At 71.3% G+C, this 16,165-nt stretch carries 17 protein-coding genes; 8 read left to right on the top strand and 9 right to left on the bottom strand.

Going from position 1 to position 16,165, the window contains the following annotated elements:
* Window positions 1-2 precede the first annotated feature (2 nt).
* The 5 genes from AB0B57_RS12785 to AB0B57_RS12765 form a co-directional block, all read right to left on the bottom strand.
* On the bottom strand, window positions 3-1,019 hold the full coding sequence (locus AB0B57_RS12785) for a hypothetical protein (RefSeq protein WP_357068392.1): 1,017 nt from the start codon (window positions 1,017-1,019) through the stop codon (window positions 3-5).
* A gap of 216 nt (window positions 1,020-1,235) precedes the next feature.
* The gene (locus AB0B57_RS12780) at window positions 1,236-2,045 is read right to left on the bottom strand and encodes an inositol monophosphatase (RefSeq protein WP_357068390.1); all 810 of its coding nucleotides are present in this window, start codon (window positions 2,043-2,045) and stop codon (window positions 1,236-1,238) included.
* Entirely contained in the window at window positions 2,038-2,490 is a 453-nt protein-coding gene (locus AB0B57_RS12775) for a response regulator (protein WP_007465485.1), read from the bottom strand. Before AB0B57_RS12775 ends, AB0B57_RS12780 begins: the two co-directional genes overlap by 8 nt.
* Entirely contained in the window at window positions 2,487-4,220 is a 1,734-nt protein-coding gene (locus AB0B57_RS12770) for an ATP-binding protein (RefSeq protein WP_357068387.1), read from the bottom strand. Before AB0B57_RS12770 ends, AB0B57_RS12775 begins: the two co-directional genes overlap by 4 nt.
* On the bottom strand, window positions 4,217-5,461 hold the full coding sequence (locus tag AB0B57_RS12765; protein ID WP_357068385.1) for a fused response regulator/phosphatase: 1,245 nt from the start codon (window positions 5,459-5,461) through the stop codon (window positions 4,217-4,219). The genes AB0B57_RS12770 and AB0B57_RS12765 overlap by 4 nt, the downstream gene beginning before the upstream one ends.
* A gap of 327 nt (window positions 5,462-5,788) precedes the next feature.
* On the opposite strand from AB0B57_RS12765, the gene AB0B57_RS12760 reads away from it, so the two are divergent.
* A complete protein-coding gene (locus tag AB0B57_RS12760) occupies window positions 5,789-8,107 on the top strand; it encodes a M28 family peptidase (protein WP_357068461.1) in 2,319 nt (772 codons plus the stop codon).
* A 149-nt stretch (window positions 8,108-8,256) separates the two neighbouring features.
* Here AB0B57_RS12760 and AB0B57_RS12755 read toward each other — a convergent pair whose 3' ends face one another.
* Entirely contained in the window at window positions 8,257-9,705 is a 1,449-nt protein-coding gene (locus AB0B57_RS12755; RefSeq protein WP_357068383.1) for an ATP-binding protein, read from the bottom strand.
* An 83-nt stretch (window positions 9,706-9,788) separates the two neighbouring features.
* Here AB0B57_RS12755 and AB0B57_RS12750 point away from each other — a divergent pair, with 83 nt between their 5' ends.
* From AB0B57_RS12750 to AB0B57_RS12730, 5 genes are all read left to right on the top strand, one after another.
* Entirely contained in the window at window positions 9,789-10,187 is a 399-nt protein-coding gene (locus AB0B57_RS12750; protein ID WP_357068381.1) for a hypothetical protein, read from the top strand.
* Window positions 10,188-10,429: 242 nt separating this feature from the next.
* Complete coding sequence (locus AB0B57_RS12745; protein WP_357068379.1) at window positions 10,430-10,951, top strand: MerR family transcriptional regulator; 522 nt, start codon at window positions 10,430-10,432, stop codon at window positions 10,949-10,951.
* Between the two features lie 111 nt (window positions 10,952-11,062).
* Window positions 11,063-11,239 (top strand): hypothetical protein, encoded by a 177-nt coding sequence (locus AB0B57_RS12740; RefSeq protein WP_357068377.1) that lies wholly within the window; start codon window positions 11,063-11,065, stop codon window positions 11,237-11,239.
* Complete coding sequence (locus AB0B57_RS12735; RefSeq protein WP_357068375.1) at window positions 11,236-11,526, top strand: hypothetical protein; 291 nt, start codon at window positions 11,236-11,238, stop codon at window positions 11,524-11,526. The genes AB0B57_RS12740 and AB0B57_RS12735 overlap by 4 nt, the downstream gene beginning before the upstream one ends.
* The gene (locus AB0B57_RS12730; RefSeq protein ID WP_357068373.1) at window positions 11,523-12,440 is read left to right on the top strand and encodes a TIGR03619 family F420-dependent LLM class oxidoreductase; all 918 of its coding nucleotides are present in this window, start codon (window positions 11,523-11,525) and stop codon (window positions 12,438-12,440) included. The genes AB0B57_RS12735 and AB0B57_RS12730 overlap by 4 nt, the downstream gene beginning before the upstream one ends.
* A gap of 42 nt (window positions 12,441-12,482) precedes the next feature.
* Here the strand turns inward: AB0B57_RS12730 and AB0B57_RS12725 are convergent, their stop codons facing one another.
* From AB0B57_RS12725 to AB0B57_RS12715, 3 genes are all read right to left on the bottom strand, one after another.
* Window positions 12,483-12,737 (bottom strand): Smr/MutS family protein, encoded by a 255-nt coding sequence (locus AB0B57_RS12725; protein WP_007465523.1) that lies wholly within the window; start codon window positions 12,735-12,737, stop codon window positions 12,483-12,485.
* A gap of 123 nt (window positions 12,738-12,860) precedes the next feature.
* The gene (locus AB0B57_RS12720; RefSeq protein ID WP_357068371.1) at window positions 12,861-13,229 is read right to left on the bottom strand and encodes a tetratricopeptide repeat protein; all 369 of its coding nucleotides are present in this window, start codon (window positions 13,227-13,229) and stop codon (window positions 12,861-12,863) included.
* A 99-nt stretch (window positions 13,230-13,328) separates the two neighbouring features.
* The gene (locus tag AB0B57_RS12715; protein ID WP_357068369.1) at window positions 13,329-14,099 is read right to left on the bottom strand and encodes an ROK family protein; all 771 of its coding nucleotides are present in this window, start codon (window positions 14,097-14,099) and stop codon (window positions 13,329-13,331) included.
* A gap of 62 nt (window positions 14,100-14,161) precedes the next feature.
* On the opposite strand from AB0B57_RS12715, the gene AB0B57_RS12710 reads away from it, so the two are divergent.
* Window positions 14,162-15,799, top strand: coding sequence for an ABC-F family ATP-binding cassette domain-containing protein (locus AB0B57_RS12710; protein WP_357068367.1), 1,638 nt, complete (start codon window positions 14,162-14,164; stop codon window positions 15,797-15,799).
* 38 nt (window positions 15,800-15,837) lie between these two features.
* Complete coding sequence (locus AB0B57_RS12705; RefSeq protein WP_357068365.1) at window positions 15,838-16,146, top strand: hypothetical protein; 309 nt, start codon at window positions 15,838-15,840, stop codon at window positions 16,144-16,146.
* Window positions 16,147-16,165 lie beyond the last annotated feature (19 nt).

Genomic DNA, 16,165 nt, shown 5'->3' with positions numbered 1-16,165 from the left:
GGTCAGTACAGCGATAGATGAACGTGGTTCGTGTGGGACGCGGCGGGACTGCCGCTGCCGCTGTACGACCGCCACCCGGTGCCGGGATGCCAGATCTGCCGGTACCAGATCACGTAGAGCACACCCAGTCGTTCGGCGTTGCGCACGTGCCAGGCGGCCAGGCTGTCGCCGTACGCCTTGTCGCCGCCTGTCGCGTTGCGATCCTCGAAGCCGTTGGTGGCTGCGGCGAAGTCGCAGGCACGCCCCTTCGGGTGCTCGCCGCCGCCACCTTCACGCTTGCAGGAGACGTGCCGCTTGTAGCCGGCCGCCTGGGTCTGCTTGAGCGCGTTGAGGGTGCGCGGGGTGATGCAGCCGGAGGTGGTCGGGTCCTTCACCGAGCACGACTCCGATGGCCAGGATCCGTCGGAGTTGCGCGGTGCCGGCTTCGCCGAGGCGGAGCTGCCGCCGCTGAAACCGTTGCTGCTGCCCGAGCTGACCTCGGCGAGTGCCGCCTCGGCCTCCTTCTTCTTCTTCGCCATCACGGCGAGCTGCTTCTGCTGCTCGCGGACCTCCGCGTCGATGGCGACCTTCGCCTGTTGCGCCTGCTCCCGGGCGTCGACGAGATCACGCAGCCGCTTGCTGTCCCGCTGGGCCATCAGGTCGAGGTCGCTCGCACGTTCCAGGAACGCCTGCGGCGTGGCGGTGTTGAGCAGCATCGACGCCGGGCCGAGCCGACCGATCCGGTAGGACTGTGCGGCCACCTCGCCGACCTGCTCGGTGAGCCCACCCATGCGGCCCTCGATCGCCGTCAACTCGCCGGTCAACGCCGTCTGGCGGCGCTTGGAGTTGTCGAGCTTCGCCTTGGCCTCGATGTGCCCCTTGGCAGTCAGCTCCAACGCGTCCTGCAGCTTCTTGCTGCCACCCTCGCCGGGCTCGGCGTACGCCGGCACGGCGGCACCGCCGAGCACCAGCGCGACGGCGGCGAGCAGGGCGAACAGAGCGCGGCGACCGAGCCGCGGGCTGAGCCTGGTCCTGGGCACGAAAGCGTCCTTCCGTCGACCGCCGGCCCCCGGTGAACAACTGCGCGGCGGCGTCCCCGCCGGCGCCGGTCGGCGGCCTGCTGGCGGAGACCGCCGGTCACGATACCGGACTGTGGGCCGCTGACCAGCCCCCTGACCGCCGGCATGCCCAGATGTCGACGCAGCGTCCCGGCACCGTCGCGCAGCGCGCGAATCAGCCGTCGCGCGGTGCGCGGATCAGTCGCCGAGGAGGGCGTCGCGCACCTCGGTCCAGACTTCCTCGTTGGCGGCGACGAGCAGACCACGGCCGTCGTCGGCGGGGTGGTAGTCGACGCCGTCGAACCGGCGGGCGACGCCACCGGCCGCACGGACCAGCACGGTGCCCGGGGCATGGTCCCACGGCAGGGTGCGCCAGAAGAGGACGAACTGCTGCTCGCCGGTGAGGATGTCCAGATACTCCCGGCCGGCGCAGTGCTGGCCGGGCAGCAGCTCACCGAGCTGCCGGCCGCCGGCGCGGACCCGGTCACGGGTCTCCGGCGGCAGGAACTGGGTCATCGCCGCGCCCCGCAGCTCGCCGAGTGGCGGCACCGAGATGGTGCCGTCCACCGGCTGGCCGTTGAGCAGGGTGCCGTCGTCCGCCCAGCCGGCCGCGAGGGTGTCGGCGAGTGGGTCGAGGATCCAGCCGGCGGTCGGCCGACCGTCGGTCAGCAGCGACACCATCAGCGCGAACGGTCGGCGACCGGCGGCGAAGTTGGCGGTGCCGTCGACCGGGTCGACCAGCCAGACGTCACCGGCGTCGCGCAGGTGCCGCAGCAACCCCGGATCGTCGGCGACGCCCTCCTCACCGACCACCGTCGAACCTGGCCGCAGCCGGCGCAACCCCGCCGACAGCAGCTCTTCGGCCCGGCGGTCGGCGACGGTGACCACCTCACCGGGTGCCTTCTCCGACACGTCGGCGTCGTCGAGCTTGCGGAACAGTGGCACGACGACCTGGTCGGCGGCCTCCCGCAGCAGGTCGCCAACGTCGTCGAGCAGGGTGTCAGCCACGCGGCGGCAGCTTGACCACGCTGACGAAGAACTCGTCGATCTGGCGGACCACCGAGATGAAGCGCTCGAAGTCCACCGGCTTGGTCACGTAGGCGTTGGCGTGCAGCTGGTAGCTGCGCAGGATGTCCTCGTCGGCCTGCGAGGTGGTGAGCACCACCACCGGAATCCGACGCAGTTCCGGATCGTTCTTGATCTCTTCCAGCACCTCCCGGCCGTCGCGCCGGGGCAGGTTGAGGTCGAGCAGAATCAGGTCCGGTGCGACGGCGTCCGCGTACTGGCCCTCCCGCCGCAGGTAGGCGAGCGCCTCGGCGCCGTCGGAGACGACGGTCAGCCGGTTACGCAGCTTGTGCTCCTCGAACGCCTCCTGGGTCATCAGCACGTCACCCGGGTCGTCCTCGACAAGCAGGACCTCGATCGGGCTCTTGCCATCCGCCGGCGCGGTCATCCCACCGTCTCCCTCATGTCACCCGTTCTACCGCCTTCCGGCGACCCGTCGGCCCGGTCCGGGCGGTCCGACCCCCCGGACTGCTCCGTCGGCGCTGCCGGAGCCTCGTTCGAGGGCGTGGCGTCGCCCGCCGTCAGGGCCGACTGCTGCTCCGACGAGTCGGCGGCGGCAGCCGCCTCCAGGTCCCCGGGAAGCGCCGGCAGCGTGAACCGGATCGCGGTGCCCTCCGGCACGGAGGTGTCCACCCAGACCCGACCACCGTGATATTCGACGATCTTCTTGACGATGGCCAACCCGATGCCCGTGCCCGGGTACGCGTCCTTCGAGTGCAGCCGCTGGAAGATCACGAAGATCTTGTCGGCGAACTCCGGCTCGATCCCGATGCCGTTGTCCTGGCAGCTGATCTCCCACTCGGAGCCCACCAGCCGAGCCGAGACGTGCACCGCTGGCGCGACGTCCGCGCGGCGGAACTTGATCGCGTTGCTGACCAGGTTGGCCAGCAGGTTGGTGAGCAGTGGTTCCTCACCCGAGATCACCGGCAGGTCGGTCCAGGTCAGCTCGGCGTCGGCGTACTGCCGGGCGGCCTCGGTCTGGCCGGCCACGTCGCCCATCACCTTGTTGAGGTCGACCTCGACGAAGCCGGTGGTGAGCCGACCGATCCGGGAGAACGCGAGGAGGTCGTTGATCAGGCGCTGCATCCGCTGCGCGCCGTCCACCGCGAAGGCGATGTACTGGTCGGCCCGCTCGTCGAGCTGCCCGGCGTAGCGGCGCTGGAGCAACTGGCAGAAGCTGGCCACCTTGCGCAGCGGCTCCTGCAGGTCGTGCGAGGCCACGTACGCGAACTGCTCCAGGTCGCGGTTGGACCGGGTCAACTCCTCGGCCTGCTTCTGAAGCTGGCTGTTGACCCACTCGATCCGCTCGCGGGCGGCCCGCACCTCGGCCAGGTCGGCGGCGATCTTCTGGCGCATCGCGTCCACGTCGTCGCCGAGCTGGATGAACTCCGGCGGGCCGGTGGTGGCGATGCGGTGCTGGTAGTCGCCCTCGGCGACCTCGCGAACCTGCGTGGCCAGGCCGGTCAGTGGCCGGACCACCATCCGGTCCAGTGAGAGCAGCAGCACCGCGCCGGCCACGACCACCACCAGGGCGGCCACGATCAGCAGGACGACAAGCACGTTGCTGCTGGTGCGTACGTTGTCGGCGGTCTGCTCCCGGGCGGCCAGGACCTCCTCCTGGAGGTCGTTCACCGCCGAGCGCACCTCGTCGAACTGCTGCCGGGCACGCTCGGTGACGAGTGCCTGACCCGCGCTGGTGCCGCTGCGCTCGGTGGTGGTGATCACCGGCTCGGCCACCGACTGCCGCCACTGCGCGGTGCGCTCCTCGACTATCCGCAACTCCTGGCTGATCTGTGGATAGTCGTCGAGCAGCGCCCGCATCGAGACGACGACGCTCTTCTCCTGGGCGAGCCCCTCCCGATAGGGGTTCAGGTCGTCCTGGTCACCGCTGACCGCGTACCCACGGATCGCCGTCTCCTGGTCGAGCAGCGCGTTGAGCAGCTCCTGCGACTGCACCCGCAGCGGGCCGGTCTCGTTGAGCACGGCATCGATCTGGGTGCGGTTGCGGGCGGCCATGGTCGCCTCCGCGGCGGCCAGGGCGATCAGCAGCAGCCCCACGACGGTGAGCAGCGTGATGACCCGACGGCGCAGACTCCAGCCGCCAATCACCGGCTTCACCGGCCACCACCCCGGCTCACCAGCAGCATGGCCACGTCGTCGGCGAGCGGGCCGCCGTTGATCTGCTCGGCTCGGCCGACCAGCCAGGCCGGCAGGGCGGGCAGTGACACCTCGCGGTTGGCCGGCTCGTCCAGCAGCCCGCTCAGGCCCGGCACGTCGAGTCGCTCGTTACCGACGCCCACCCTCCCCTCGATGAGCCCGTCGGTGTACATCAGCAGGGACCAGTCATCGGTGTCGAACTCCAGGTCGTAGGCGATCGGCCGGCGGGGTCGTACGCCCAGCAGCAGGCCGCCGGGCGCGGGCACCGGGGCGACCCGGCCGCCGGAGAGCAGCAGCGGCGGCGGGTGCCCGGCGAGTCGGACTGTTGCGCGGTTGGCGTCCAGGTCCAGCCTGGTCGTGGCCACCGTCGCGAAGATCTCCTGCAGGCGGCGCTCACTCATCAGCACCTGCTCCAGCGCGGGCAGCACCTCGTCGTCCGGCACACCGGCGAGCACCAGGGCCCGCCAGGCCACCCGCAGCTCGACGCCGAGCGCGGCCTCGTCCACCCCGTGCCCACAGACGTCGCCGACGATCAGGTCGAGACGGTCCGGACGGGTCTGCACCACGTCGTAGAAGTCCCCGCCGATCAGCGCGGCGTGCCGGCCCGGCCGGTAGAAGGTGTGCACCGCCACCTGGTCGGTCGTCATCAGCGGCTGGGGCAGCAGGCCACGTTCGAGTCGGGCCGACTCGGCCTGGCGCAGCTCGACCTCGCGCAGCCGGCGGGCGTTCTCGTCGGCGCGCTTGCGCTCCACGGCGTAGCGCAGCGCCCGGGTCAGCAGCACACCGTCGACCTGACCCTTGACCAGGTAGTCCTGTGCGCCCTCGGCGACCGCCACGACGCCCAGGTGCTCGTCCGAGCGGCCGGTGAGCACGCAGACCGCGGCACCGCTGGACATCTCCAGCACCTGGCGCAGCCCGTCCAGCCCCTGTGCGTCGGGCAGGCCCAGGTCGAGCAGGACGCAGTCGACGTCGTTGATCCGCTCGCGGGCCGCGCGAAGGCTGGTGGCGACCAACAGGTCGATCATCGAGTTGGTCTCGGCGAGGAGCTCTCCGACCAGGAAGGCGTCGCCCTCGTCGTCCTCCACCAGCAGCACCCGCAACCGCTCGCCGGGCGGCAGGTCGGCGTGCCGCGCCAGGCCACCGTGCGGGTACGGCGCAACTGGGGACCCGGTCGAGCCGGACCCCCGGTGCGGCCGGGTCACCGCCGCGAGACGCGGGAGTTCGCTGGTGATGTCGGGCTCCTTCCGAGTGCCCTGCTGATCCTGTATTAGACAACGGTCGCACACAACACGATGCCCACGGCACGGGCGGGGATGGGGCGCATCACTGCCCGCCCAGGGAGAGGCAGCCGATCGGCCGTCCCGCCCCGGGCCCCCGAAAGGCAGGATGGTGCCACCCCAGGCCCCACCACCCCCCGAGGAGTTTCCGTGGGCGCACCCCCCACCCCGGCCACGACCCGCACGCCGGCCCGCGCGACTCCGGGCGTACCCCCTGCGGACCGCGCGCTGACCCGGCCGCACCGGCGGCTCGTGGCCGCCGCGGCGGCGCTCGTGGCGCTGGCCGCCGTCGGCGCCGGCAGCCTGCTCGACCTGCGCACGCCGACGCCGAAGCCGGCGGACGCCCCGGTGGGCGAGTTCAGCGCCGGCCGGGCGTACGAGCACGTCCAGGTGATCGCCGCCCGGCCGCACGTCGCCGGCAGCTCGGCCAACGACCAGGTCCGCGCGCACCTCGAACAGCAGCTGCGCGGGTTGGGCCTGGAGACCGAGGTGCAGGACACCGTGGCTCCGGAGGCCGGTCAACTCAGCGGGGCGGCGGGCGGGGCGACAGTGGCCCGGGTCCGCAACGTGGTGGCCCGGCTGCCCGGCACCGACTCGACCGGCCGGGTCTTCCTGGTCGCCCACTACGACTCGGTGCAGACCGGGCCGGGCGGCAACGACGACGCGGCCGGCACCTCGACCATCCTGGAGGTGGCCCGCGCGCTGACCACCGGCCCGCGGCCCCGCAACGACATCGTCTTCGTGTTGACCGACGCCGAGGAGGCGTGCCTCTGCGGGGCGTCCGCGTTCGCCGCCAGCCACCCGCTGGCCGCCGACGGCGGGGTGGTGCTCAACCTGGAGGCGCGGGGCTCCACCGGGCCGGTGATCATGTTCGAGACGTCCCGGAACAACGCGAAACTCGTTGACGTCTTCGGCCGGGCCGCCCCGCACCCGGTCGGCACCTCGTTCGCGGTGGAGATCTACCGGGCGCTGCCCAACGACACCGACTTCACCGCGTTCCTGGACCAGAAGTTCGTCGGGCTGAACTCGGCGTACATCGACGGCGGCGCGATCTACCACACGCCGCTGGACACACCGGCGGCCATGGACCGGGGCAGCCTCCAACAGCACGGGGACAACGCACTGGGTCTGGCCCGGGAGTTCGGCCGGACCGACCTGGCCGACCTGCGCTCCAGGCACGACGCGACGTACTTCCCGGTCCCCGGTGGGCTGGCCCGCTACCCGGGCTGGCTCATCCTGCCGCTGGCCCTGCTCGCGGTGGCGGCGGTGGCCGCGCTGGGCTGGCTGACCCGCCGCAGCGGCCGGGCCAGCACCGGCCGGCTGGCCGCCGGTTTCGCGCTGGCCCTGGTGCCGATCATCGCCGCGCCGGCCGCCGCCCAACTGCTCTGGCTGGCGATCACCACGATCCAACCGGGGTACGCGGAACTACTCGACCCGTACCGGCCGATCTGGTACCGGTTGGCCGTCCTGGCGCTCGCCGCCGCCATCGTGTTCGCCTGGTACGCGCTGCTGCGCCGCCGGATCGGCCCGGCCGCGCTGGCCGTCGGCGGGCTGGCCTGGCTGGCCCTGCTCGGGGTGCTGCTCGCCGTGGCGGTGCCCGGCGGGGCGTACCTCACCACCCTGCCGGCGCTGGCCGGCGCCCTCGGTGGGCTGATCGCGCTGCGGACCCGGCAGACCGGGCCGTGGCCGGTGGTGGCGGTGACCGCCGCCGCGGCGGTCGGCGTGGTCATCCTGCTGCCCACGGTCGTGCTGCTCTTTCCCGCGCTGGGGATGGCGATGGGCGGGGTGGCCGCGCTCGTCGCGGTGCTGCTCGGCCTGACCGCCCTGCCGGTGGTCGACCTGCTGCACCCGCAGGCCGGCGGCCAGCGCGGCCTGCGGGCGTTGCGGGCCCGCCGGCTCGGCCTGCTGCCGGCCGTGGCCGCCGCCGTGGCGGCGGTGGTGCTCGCCGGGGTCGGGCTGGGCGTCGACCGGTTCGACGCCGCCCATCCCACGCCCACCCACCTGATGTACGCCATGGACGCCGGCACCGGACAGGCACGGTGGCTCAGCCACGAGAGTGACCCGCAGTCGTGGACGGACGGCTACGTGGACGGAATGGCCGACATCGGCGACGACTTCCCCGGGCTCGGCGGCGGTGAGTTGCGGGCCGGGACCGCACAGCCAGCCAACCTGCCGGCGCCGAAGCTGGACGTGCTGGCCGACACCACCTCCGGCGGCGAACGCACGCTGCGGCTGCGGCTCACCCCGCAGCGGACCGTCCGGCTCGCCACCCTGCACGTCGACACCTCGACGGCCACCGTGCTGCGGGCCGAGGTGGCCGGGCGGCCGGTGCCGGTGGAGCCCCGCGCGGGCAGGTGGGGCTTCGGGCTGGTGTTCCACGCCCCGCCCACCGACGGCATCGAGGTCACGCTGACCCTGCGGCCCATCGCCGGGCAGGTGTCGTTGCGGGCCATGGACGCCAGCGACGGGCTGGACGCGCTGCCCGGCTTCCGCCCCCGACCGCCGGGCGTCGGCGTCGTCGGGTCGCACAGCTCCGAGATGCTGGCGGTCGCCCGCACGTACCCCTTCTGACCGGCCATCCGGTGGTCCGGCGGAGACTGCTTCCCGCCGGACCACCGCACTAGTCGTAGAGGGCTGACACCCACAGGTGGGTCATCGTGTCGACCAACAGTCTCCGGTCGTCGAACGGCGGCACGCCGCACGCGGCCAGTGGGGCGGCATCAGACCGACCACGCTCGCACGATGTCGTCGGGCCCCCAGACAAGGTCCACAGCCCCAGCCGGAAGGTTGACCCCAGAGCGGCTGACGACGACCAGCCCGCTGGTCCCGGGCTGAAAACCCGGAATCATCGGGGCGTGGTGGCGCAGGTCGTCGAGATGGTGCCGGTCGAAGGGGCCGTCCTGCCACTTGATCGAGCCAGCGAAGGCGATGTGGGAGGCGATCGGGGCGCGGTCGGCTCCGACAAGGTCGATCTCCGGGTTGGACTGCCGGTTCCACCAGCCGCCGACCTCCCACGTGTCGTTCCAGGGCAGATCGCCAGCGCCAGCGGAGATGGCCAGCGCGTCGCGGATGATCGGCTCGACGGCGTTGCCCCGCCAGGCGGACCACCGACTGTCAAGGGTGGCGCGAGCGGCAGCTGTTCGATCACGCAGAACCAGTTGCTGCACATCTCGCAGAATGGCCAGGTACAGGCGCAGGTTGCTGTCGGCGATTCGATACTGGGCCAATTTGCTGGGCTTTGTGGAGAGCGGCTTGTCGACAGCAAGGATCTGTTTCTCGTCGACGAGCCGATGCAGCAGCGGCGACAGGGTGCCGGAGCTGACCGGGCCACCCCGGTCCCCGGCGGCGGCGGCGATGTTGCTGAACGTGCGGCCACCTGTCCCGCCGACCGCTTCCAAGATGCGCCGGGCAGTGTCCGGGGCGGGAAACTCCGACGCCAGGGACTGTTCAGGGACGGTGAACAAAGCTGACGTCTTGTTGGCAATTTCCTGACTCAGGAAGTCGGCGGGCGGCGTTCCCGGCAACCACTCCAGGGCGATACCGGGCAGCCCACCGGTGATCAGGTACGCATCGATCGCGTCCGCGCCGCCCAACCCGGTCACGGCGGCGGTTTCGGCAGGATTGAACGGGCCGAGGACCATGTTCGTGGCCCTTCCGTAGAACGGCCGGTCGTACTCGGTGAATCGCTGCATCATGTGCAGATCACTGCCGAGCAGCAGCAGGAGCACCGGCTTGCTGGAGATGAGCCGGTCCCAGGCGACCTGAAGGTGCCCGTCGAACGTCGCGTCCTGCTCGGAGATCCAGGGCAGTTCGTCGAGGACGACCACACTCGGCGTATCGGGTAGGACACCCGCCAAGATCCGCAGCATGTCTCCCCAGCCACCGGCCGGCGGCTGGGACGGCAGAAGATCACGACCGCCAGCGGTGAGCAGCGACGAGTCGCGCAGGGCACCGAGAAAATAGCCGACCGCTTCGATGCTCGACGCGCCCTTGACCGCGGTGTAGAAGCAGTACGGCAGGTCGACCCGGTCGCACAACTCCTGTACCAGCCGCGACTTGCCCACCTGCCGCCGTCCACGGATGGCGACAGAGCGACCCTCGCCGGTGCGCTTCACCTGATCAAGCTGCCGGCCGAGCAGGTCGAGTTCCGCACGACGCCCGACGAACATCGGCGCTCCCGAAGCTAGATTCAATCTTACTTCGGAGCAGTCTACCTAGATTAGGTGTCGCCCCGAGGCGCTAACTTCCTGCGGTGAGCTACGACATGGTCGTTCAGCGGTTCGAGCAGGGCGATGCCGCCCCGATGCCTGGTAGTGCCTTCCTGGCCGTCTTCGCGCCCAGGGCCGACCATCGGGAGCCGCAGTACAGCTACTGGCACATCAGCGCCGACGACGGCAGCACCGCGGACGTCTACGCCAAACTTGCCGACGACACGCTCCGGAGTCTGATGATCAGCCGGTTCTCTGGCGGCGCCATTCTCGACATGCTCGTCACATTCGTCGGTCTCGCCGATGCCGTTGTGCTGCCACCTGGCTGCCCCGCCCTGCTCGCACACGAAAATCAGCGGTGCCACCTACCCGAGGACCTTCGCGCCGACGCCGTGGTCGTTCAGGCAGGCGCGGACGTGGAGCGCGTCCTTCGGACCTGCTAGGCGATGTGTAGAGCACATGGCCGGACACGGGACATGCTGCCCTCGCGTCCCACCACGTCCTTTACAAGATCCGTTACGTCGTGGGTCGACCGGTGCCGGGGCAGGTGCTCCGGCTGCCCATCGCCTGATGGGCGGGGGCGGGCTTGCCGGGGGCAACGCCGACACGGCCAGCCTCACCCTCGCCGCCACCGCCGTGCGTTCCGGCGACCTGGAACGCGCGGTCGATCGGAGTGGTGTCTCCGATGGGGCTCCCCACGATCGTGAAAACCGGCGCAATGATTGACCTTGACGTCAGTGTCAATGTTCTAGCATCGCCATGGCATGAGGGGGTGATCGAAATGCGTATCGGAGAGCTGGCCGACAGTTGCGGCGTCAGCACCAGGTCCGTGCGGTACTACGAGCAACAGGGCCTGATTGCTCCACGTCGTGCCTCCAACGGATATCGGGAGTACGACGAATTGGCGGTGGTCAGAGTCCGAAACATTCGTGAGCTGCTTGAATCCGGCCTGACCGTCGAGGACATCCGGCTCTCGATCGAGATGGGCTGCCTCGACCAGCCATTGAGCACTCTGCCCAGGTGTCCCGACGCCATCAGGATCGCCGCCGACCGGCTCGGAGCCCTCGACCGGCGTATCGCCACGTTGCAGGACCTGCGCAGGCGGCTCGCCAGGCAGATCCTGGAGACCGAAACGGCGATGGCCTGCGACGGGACCCTCGCGGCCGACGAGCGGGTTCTCGCCAGCGCCACCCCCGACAGCCACTGAATTCCTGTACGACGGGCGGACCGGCGAACCGGACCGCCCGCTCGACGCTGCCCGGAACGCCCCGTCAGGAGCTTGTCTTGACCATCGAACACGACGTTGAGACCGAGAACGATGCGGGCCTGTCGTCCCGGCCACTGGCTGGCTCTGACGGTCCTCGCCGGAGCGCTCGCACTCGACATCGGCAGCACGAACGTCCTCAACGCCGCGTTGCCGGGCATGCAGGGGCTGGGAGCGGCTCTGTCCGGCCCCGCCGCCATCGCGCTGCTGTCCGGGTGGCAGGCGCCGTGAACGTCACCGCCCAGCAGGTCGGCGCCAGCGTCGGTGTGGCGGCCCTGGTCGTCGTCGCGGCGACGACCACGGTCAACGCCGACGGGCAGGCCGGTGTCCTGCATGGCTACCACGTCGCCTACGTGGTGGCGGCGGTCGCCTGTGTGCTCGGTGCCGTGCTGGTGGGCCTGGTCCCGTCCTGGGAGCGGGGCGCCTCGGCCGATGCCGAGTCCCCGCGGTCTGACCGGGCGGTGGACCGCGGTACCGCTGTTTCCTATGTCGCCATCATCGTCAGGAGACAGGTATGAGATTCGGACTCTCCCTCGAGCCGCAGGCGTGGCCGCGTGCCGGGGGTGACGCCATGCTCCGGGCAGCGCGTGATGCCGAGCGGATCGGTCTGGACTATGTCCTCATGTCCAACCACGTGCTGGAGAACCCGCACGGAGCTGGCCACGATCCGGTGGTCCTTCTGGCGGCGATCGCCGGCGCGACGACCCACATCGGTATCGCGACGAGTGTGCTGGTCCTGCCCTACTACCGGCCCGTGGTGCTGGCCAACCAGCTCGCGACGCTGGACGTCATGTCGGCGGGTCGCCTGGTGGTCGCCGTCGGCACCGGATGGAATCCGCAGGAGTTCGACGCACTCGGGGTGCCGATCCGGCTCCGGGGCCAGCGGACCGACGAGTGTCTCGAAATCATGAAGGCCCTCTGGTCCGGCACCACCGGGGACCTGGATGACAGGTTCGCCGGCCTCCGCGAAGCGATCATCGGCGTCCCACCGCACCGACCCGGCGGGCCGCCGATCTGGGTGGGCGGACACAGCGACGCGGCGATCCGGCGTGCGCTGCGGTTCGGCGACGGCTGGCACGGCTCCGGCATCAACCACGAGGACGCACGCTTCTTCCGACGCCGGATCGAGGAGCTTGCCGACGGTACGGGACGCGATCCGGCGACGATCGAGATCAGCACGGTCGGGTTCCTGGTACCGCAGGGAATTCCGGCGGTCCGGCCAGTGCCGGGCCGGCTGCTCGGCGGCACCGACGCCACCACCGAAGCGATAGTCGAGGACCTGCGCCAGCTCGCCGACGCGGGTGTGACGATGTGCTCGTTGTGGATGCCCATTGACGGCCGCCTGGTGGGCGAGGCGTTGGAGTGGCTGGCCAGCGAGGTTCTTCCCCATGTGGAGCCGACGAGCTGGTCCGGTCCACGCCACCGCGTATGAAAGGCCCACACCCGCGTCGCAGCTGAGGGACGTCTCGCGCTCCTACTTCCAGCGGAAGTGCACGAATAGTCGGCCGAAGTTCTTGGAGTCCTTCTCCACGCGGTGGTAGAGCTGCTTGACGTCCTTCTGGTCGAGGAACCGCAGCACCCGCTTCTTGAGCTGGCCCGACCCCTTGCCGGGGATGATCTCGACGAGGGTGGCCTTCTTCGCCACCGCCTCGTCCATGATCCCGCGCAACGCGCGGTCGATGTCCTGCCCCTTGTTGAAGATCTCGTGCAGGTCCAGCTTGAGCTTCATGCCGCGGCCCCCGCCCGGTCAGGTCCCATGCCCGCCATCCTAGGCACGCCCGGCGGCCCGCCCGCCGGACGACGAAGGGGCGGTCCCGCAGGACCGCCCCTTCGCACCGTCACCGGTCCACGCTCAGCGTGTGCCGCCCACCCGGGTTTCCACCCGCTCCAGCGCGATCCGGTAGTCGTCGTTCGTCGCGTACATCGCGGCAGCGATCCGCAGGTGCCGCAGCGCGTCGGTGTGTCGGTTCAGCCGCTCCAGCGTCCGACCGAGCACGTGGTGCGCGTAGTGGTCGCTCGGATCCCGGTCGACCAACTCGCGCAGGTGCTCCTCGGCCCGGTTGAGCTGGGCCGACTGGAAGTACGCCCGGGCCAGCAACTGCCGGACCGCCGCGTTGCCGGGTTCGGCGGCGACGATCGGCTCCAGCAGTCGGGCCGCCCCGCTCGGGTCACCGGTTTCGAAGAACATGGTCGCCCGCCGGTAGTCCGCCAGAAGATCCATCTGCCCACCTCCTCGGGTCGCACCGTCACCTGTTCCGACGCTGGCACAACACCGGCCGTTTGGCGACTGTTCCCGGGGTCGAGATCCGGCGAGATCAGGTCAGGTGCGGGCGTCCCGGCGTCCGGCGAAAAGCTCCCAGGCGCGGACACCGCCGACAATCCCGGCCGTGTTCGGCACCACCACCACGTCGTCGCCCATCCGGGCCAACTGCTCGGGCCGGATCAGTCGGGAGTTGCCCCCGCCCAGATAGAGCCGGTCCCAGCGGAACACCGGGCGGAGCCCGTCCACCACCTGCCTGATTCGCCGGGACCAGAACGCGTCGCCGAGCCGCCGCCGTTCCGGCTCACCCACGTACGTGTCGTAGGTGGTGCCCCAGCGCACCGGCGCGTGCGACAGCTCCAGGTGCGGCGCGAGCACCCCACCGTCGTAGAGCGCGCTGCCCAGCCCCGTCCCCAGGGTCAGCACCAGCTCGCAGCCGGTGCCGGCGACCACCCCGGCACCGTGCACCTCGGCGTCGTTGAGTACCAGTGCCGGCACCCCGAACGCGTCGGCCAGCGCGCCACGCGCGTCCCAGCCGGACCACTCGGCGAGCAGATCCGGGTCCACCCGGCTGCGCGGGCCGCTGCGGGTCACGTAGTGCGGTGTGGCCACCACCACCCCGTGCCGGATCATCCCCGGTACGCCGACGGTCAGCCGGTCCGCCGTCGGCAGACGCCCGCCCAGATCCAGCAGGGTCCGCACGAAGAGCGCAGGCGGCAACGGGTACGGGGTCGGCACCCGCAACGGTCGGGCCCGCATCGTCCCCGCCTCGTCGAGCACGGACGCCTTGATGCCCCCGCCGCCACAGTCGATCGCCAGTGTGGTCACCACGCCGTTGAGTCTGCCCGCTGCCGTCGGCTCGTATGCCAGCAGCCGGATAGGCTGCCGTCCTGATGAGCGCCACGATGATCGTCAAGGACCTGGCCGCCGGGCACGGCGACCGCCCACTCTTCTCCGGGCTGGACCTGGTGGTCGCCCCCGGTGACGTGATCGGCCTGGTCGGGCCGAACGGCGCCGGCAAGTCGACGCTGCTGCGTACCCTCGCCGGGTTGTTGCCGGTCGAGGCCGGCAGCGTGCGACTCAGCCCGCCCACCGCGAGCGTCGGGCACCTGCCGCAGGAGCCGGAACGGCGACCGGGCGAGACCGTGCGGGACTTCCTGGCGCGGCGGACCGGGGTGACCGCCGCGCAGGCGGCGTTGGACGCGGCGACCGAGGCGCTGACCGCCGGGGCGGTGGGCGCCGACGACGCGTACGCCGACGCGCTGGAGCGCTGGCTCGCCCTCGGTGGCGCGGACCTGGACGAACGCGCCGAGCAAGTGAGCGCGGACCTGGGGCTCGCGGTCGACCTGGACCACCCGACGACCGGGTTGTCCGGCGGTCAGGCGGCCCGTGCCGGGCTGGCCTCGCTGCTGCTCAGCCGGTACGACGTGTTCCTGCTCGACGAGCCGACGAACGACCTGGACCTGGCCGGTCTGGAGCGGTTGGAGGAGTTCGTGACCGGGCTGCGGGCCGGCACGGTGCTGGTCAGCCACGACCGGGAGTTCCTCCTGCGCACGGTGACCCGGGTGGTGGAGCTGGACCTGCCCCAGCAGCAGGTGCACCACTACGGCGGCGGCTACGCGGCCTATCTGGAGGAGCGCGAGGTGGCGCGCCGGCACGCCCGCGCGGACTTCGAGGAGTACGCCGACACCAAGGCCGGGCTGGAGGCACGCGCCCGCACCCAGCGCGGGTGGATGGAGAAGGGCGTGAAGAACGCCCGCCGCAAGGCCACCGACAACGACAAGATCGGCCGCAAGTTCCGCAGCGAGGCGAGCGAGAAGCAGGCCGCCAAGGCCAAGCAGACCGAACGGCTGATCGAACGGCTCGATGTGGTCGAGGAGCCCCGCAAGGAGTGGGAGCTGCGGATGGAGATCGCCGCCGCGCCCCGCGCCGGCGCCGTCGTGGCCACGCTGCGCTCCGCGGTGGTACGCCGAGGCGGGTTCACCCTCGGCCCGGTCGACCTCCAGATCGACTGGGCGGACCGGGTCGCGGTGACCGGGGCGAACGGCTCGGGCAAGTCCACCCTGCTGGCCGCGCTGCTCGGGCGGCTCCCGTTGGACGCCGGCACGGCCTCGCTCGGGCCCGGGGTGGTGGTCGGCGAGGTGGACCAGGCCCGAGGGCTGTTCCTCGGCGACGCGCCGCTGATCGACGCGTTCCACGCGGCCGTACCCCACATGTCGCCGGCGGACGCGCGGACCCTGCTGGCCAAGTTCGGGTTGCGTGCGGCGCACGTGCCGCGCCCGGCCGCCACCCTGTCCCCCGGTGAGCGGACCCGGGCGGCGCTGGCACTGCTCCAGGGGCGCGGGGTCAACCTGCTGGTGCTCGACGAGCCCACCAACCACCTGGACCTGCCCGCCATCGAGCAGCTTGAGTCGGCGCTGGCCAGCTACCCCGGAACGCTGCTGCTCGTCACCCACGACCGACGGATGCTGGCCGCCATTGAGACCAACCGGCGACTGCGGGTCGACGGCGGGCGGATCGCCGAAGATTGATCCGTGCCAGCGGGGCGGGCCGGGGTGAGAATGACCCCATGCTCAAGTGGGAGTACGCCCTGCTGGTCCGCCGCCGCCAGGCCGCGACCAACGACCTCGGCTGGGAGGTCGTCTTCGTCTGGTACGGCCCGGACGGCTCGATGGTCGACGTGACACCGTACGGCGACACCTCGCTGGCCCACCTGAACCGGGCTGGTGACCAGGGCTGGGAGTTGGTCGCGATGAGCGAGGACCCGTCCCTGCCCGGCCACCACGAGTTGCACCGCTATCACCTGAAGCGGCCGAAGGCCGCCGCACCGCAACCCCGCCAGCGGATGCGCGGCAGCCGCCGTACCCTCTCGGGCTGACCCGACCGCCCGGTGCCCG

The sequence above is a fragment of the Micromonospora sp. NPDC049101 genome (assembly GCF_040648675.1).
In the GTDB taxonomy this organism is placed as follows: domain Bacteria; phylum Actinomycetota; class Actinomycetes; order Mycobacteriales; family Micromonosporaceae; genus Micromonospora.
The sequence above is the reverse complement of the archived record's forward strand: the minus strand, read 5'-3'. Positions and strand labels throughout refer to the sequence as shown.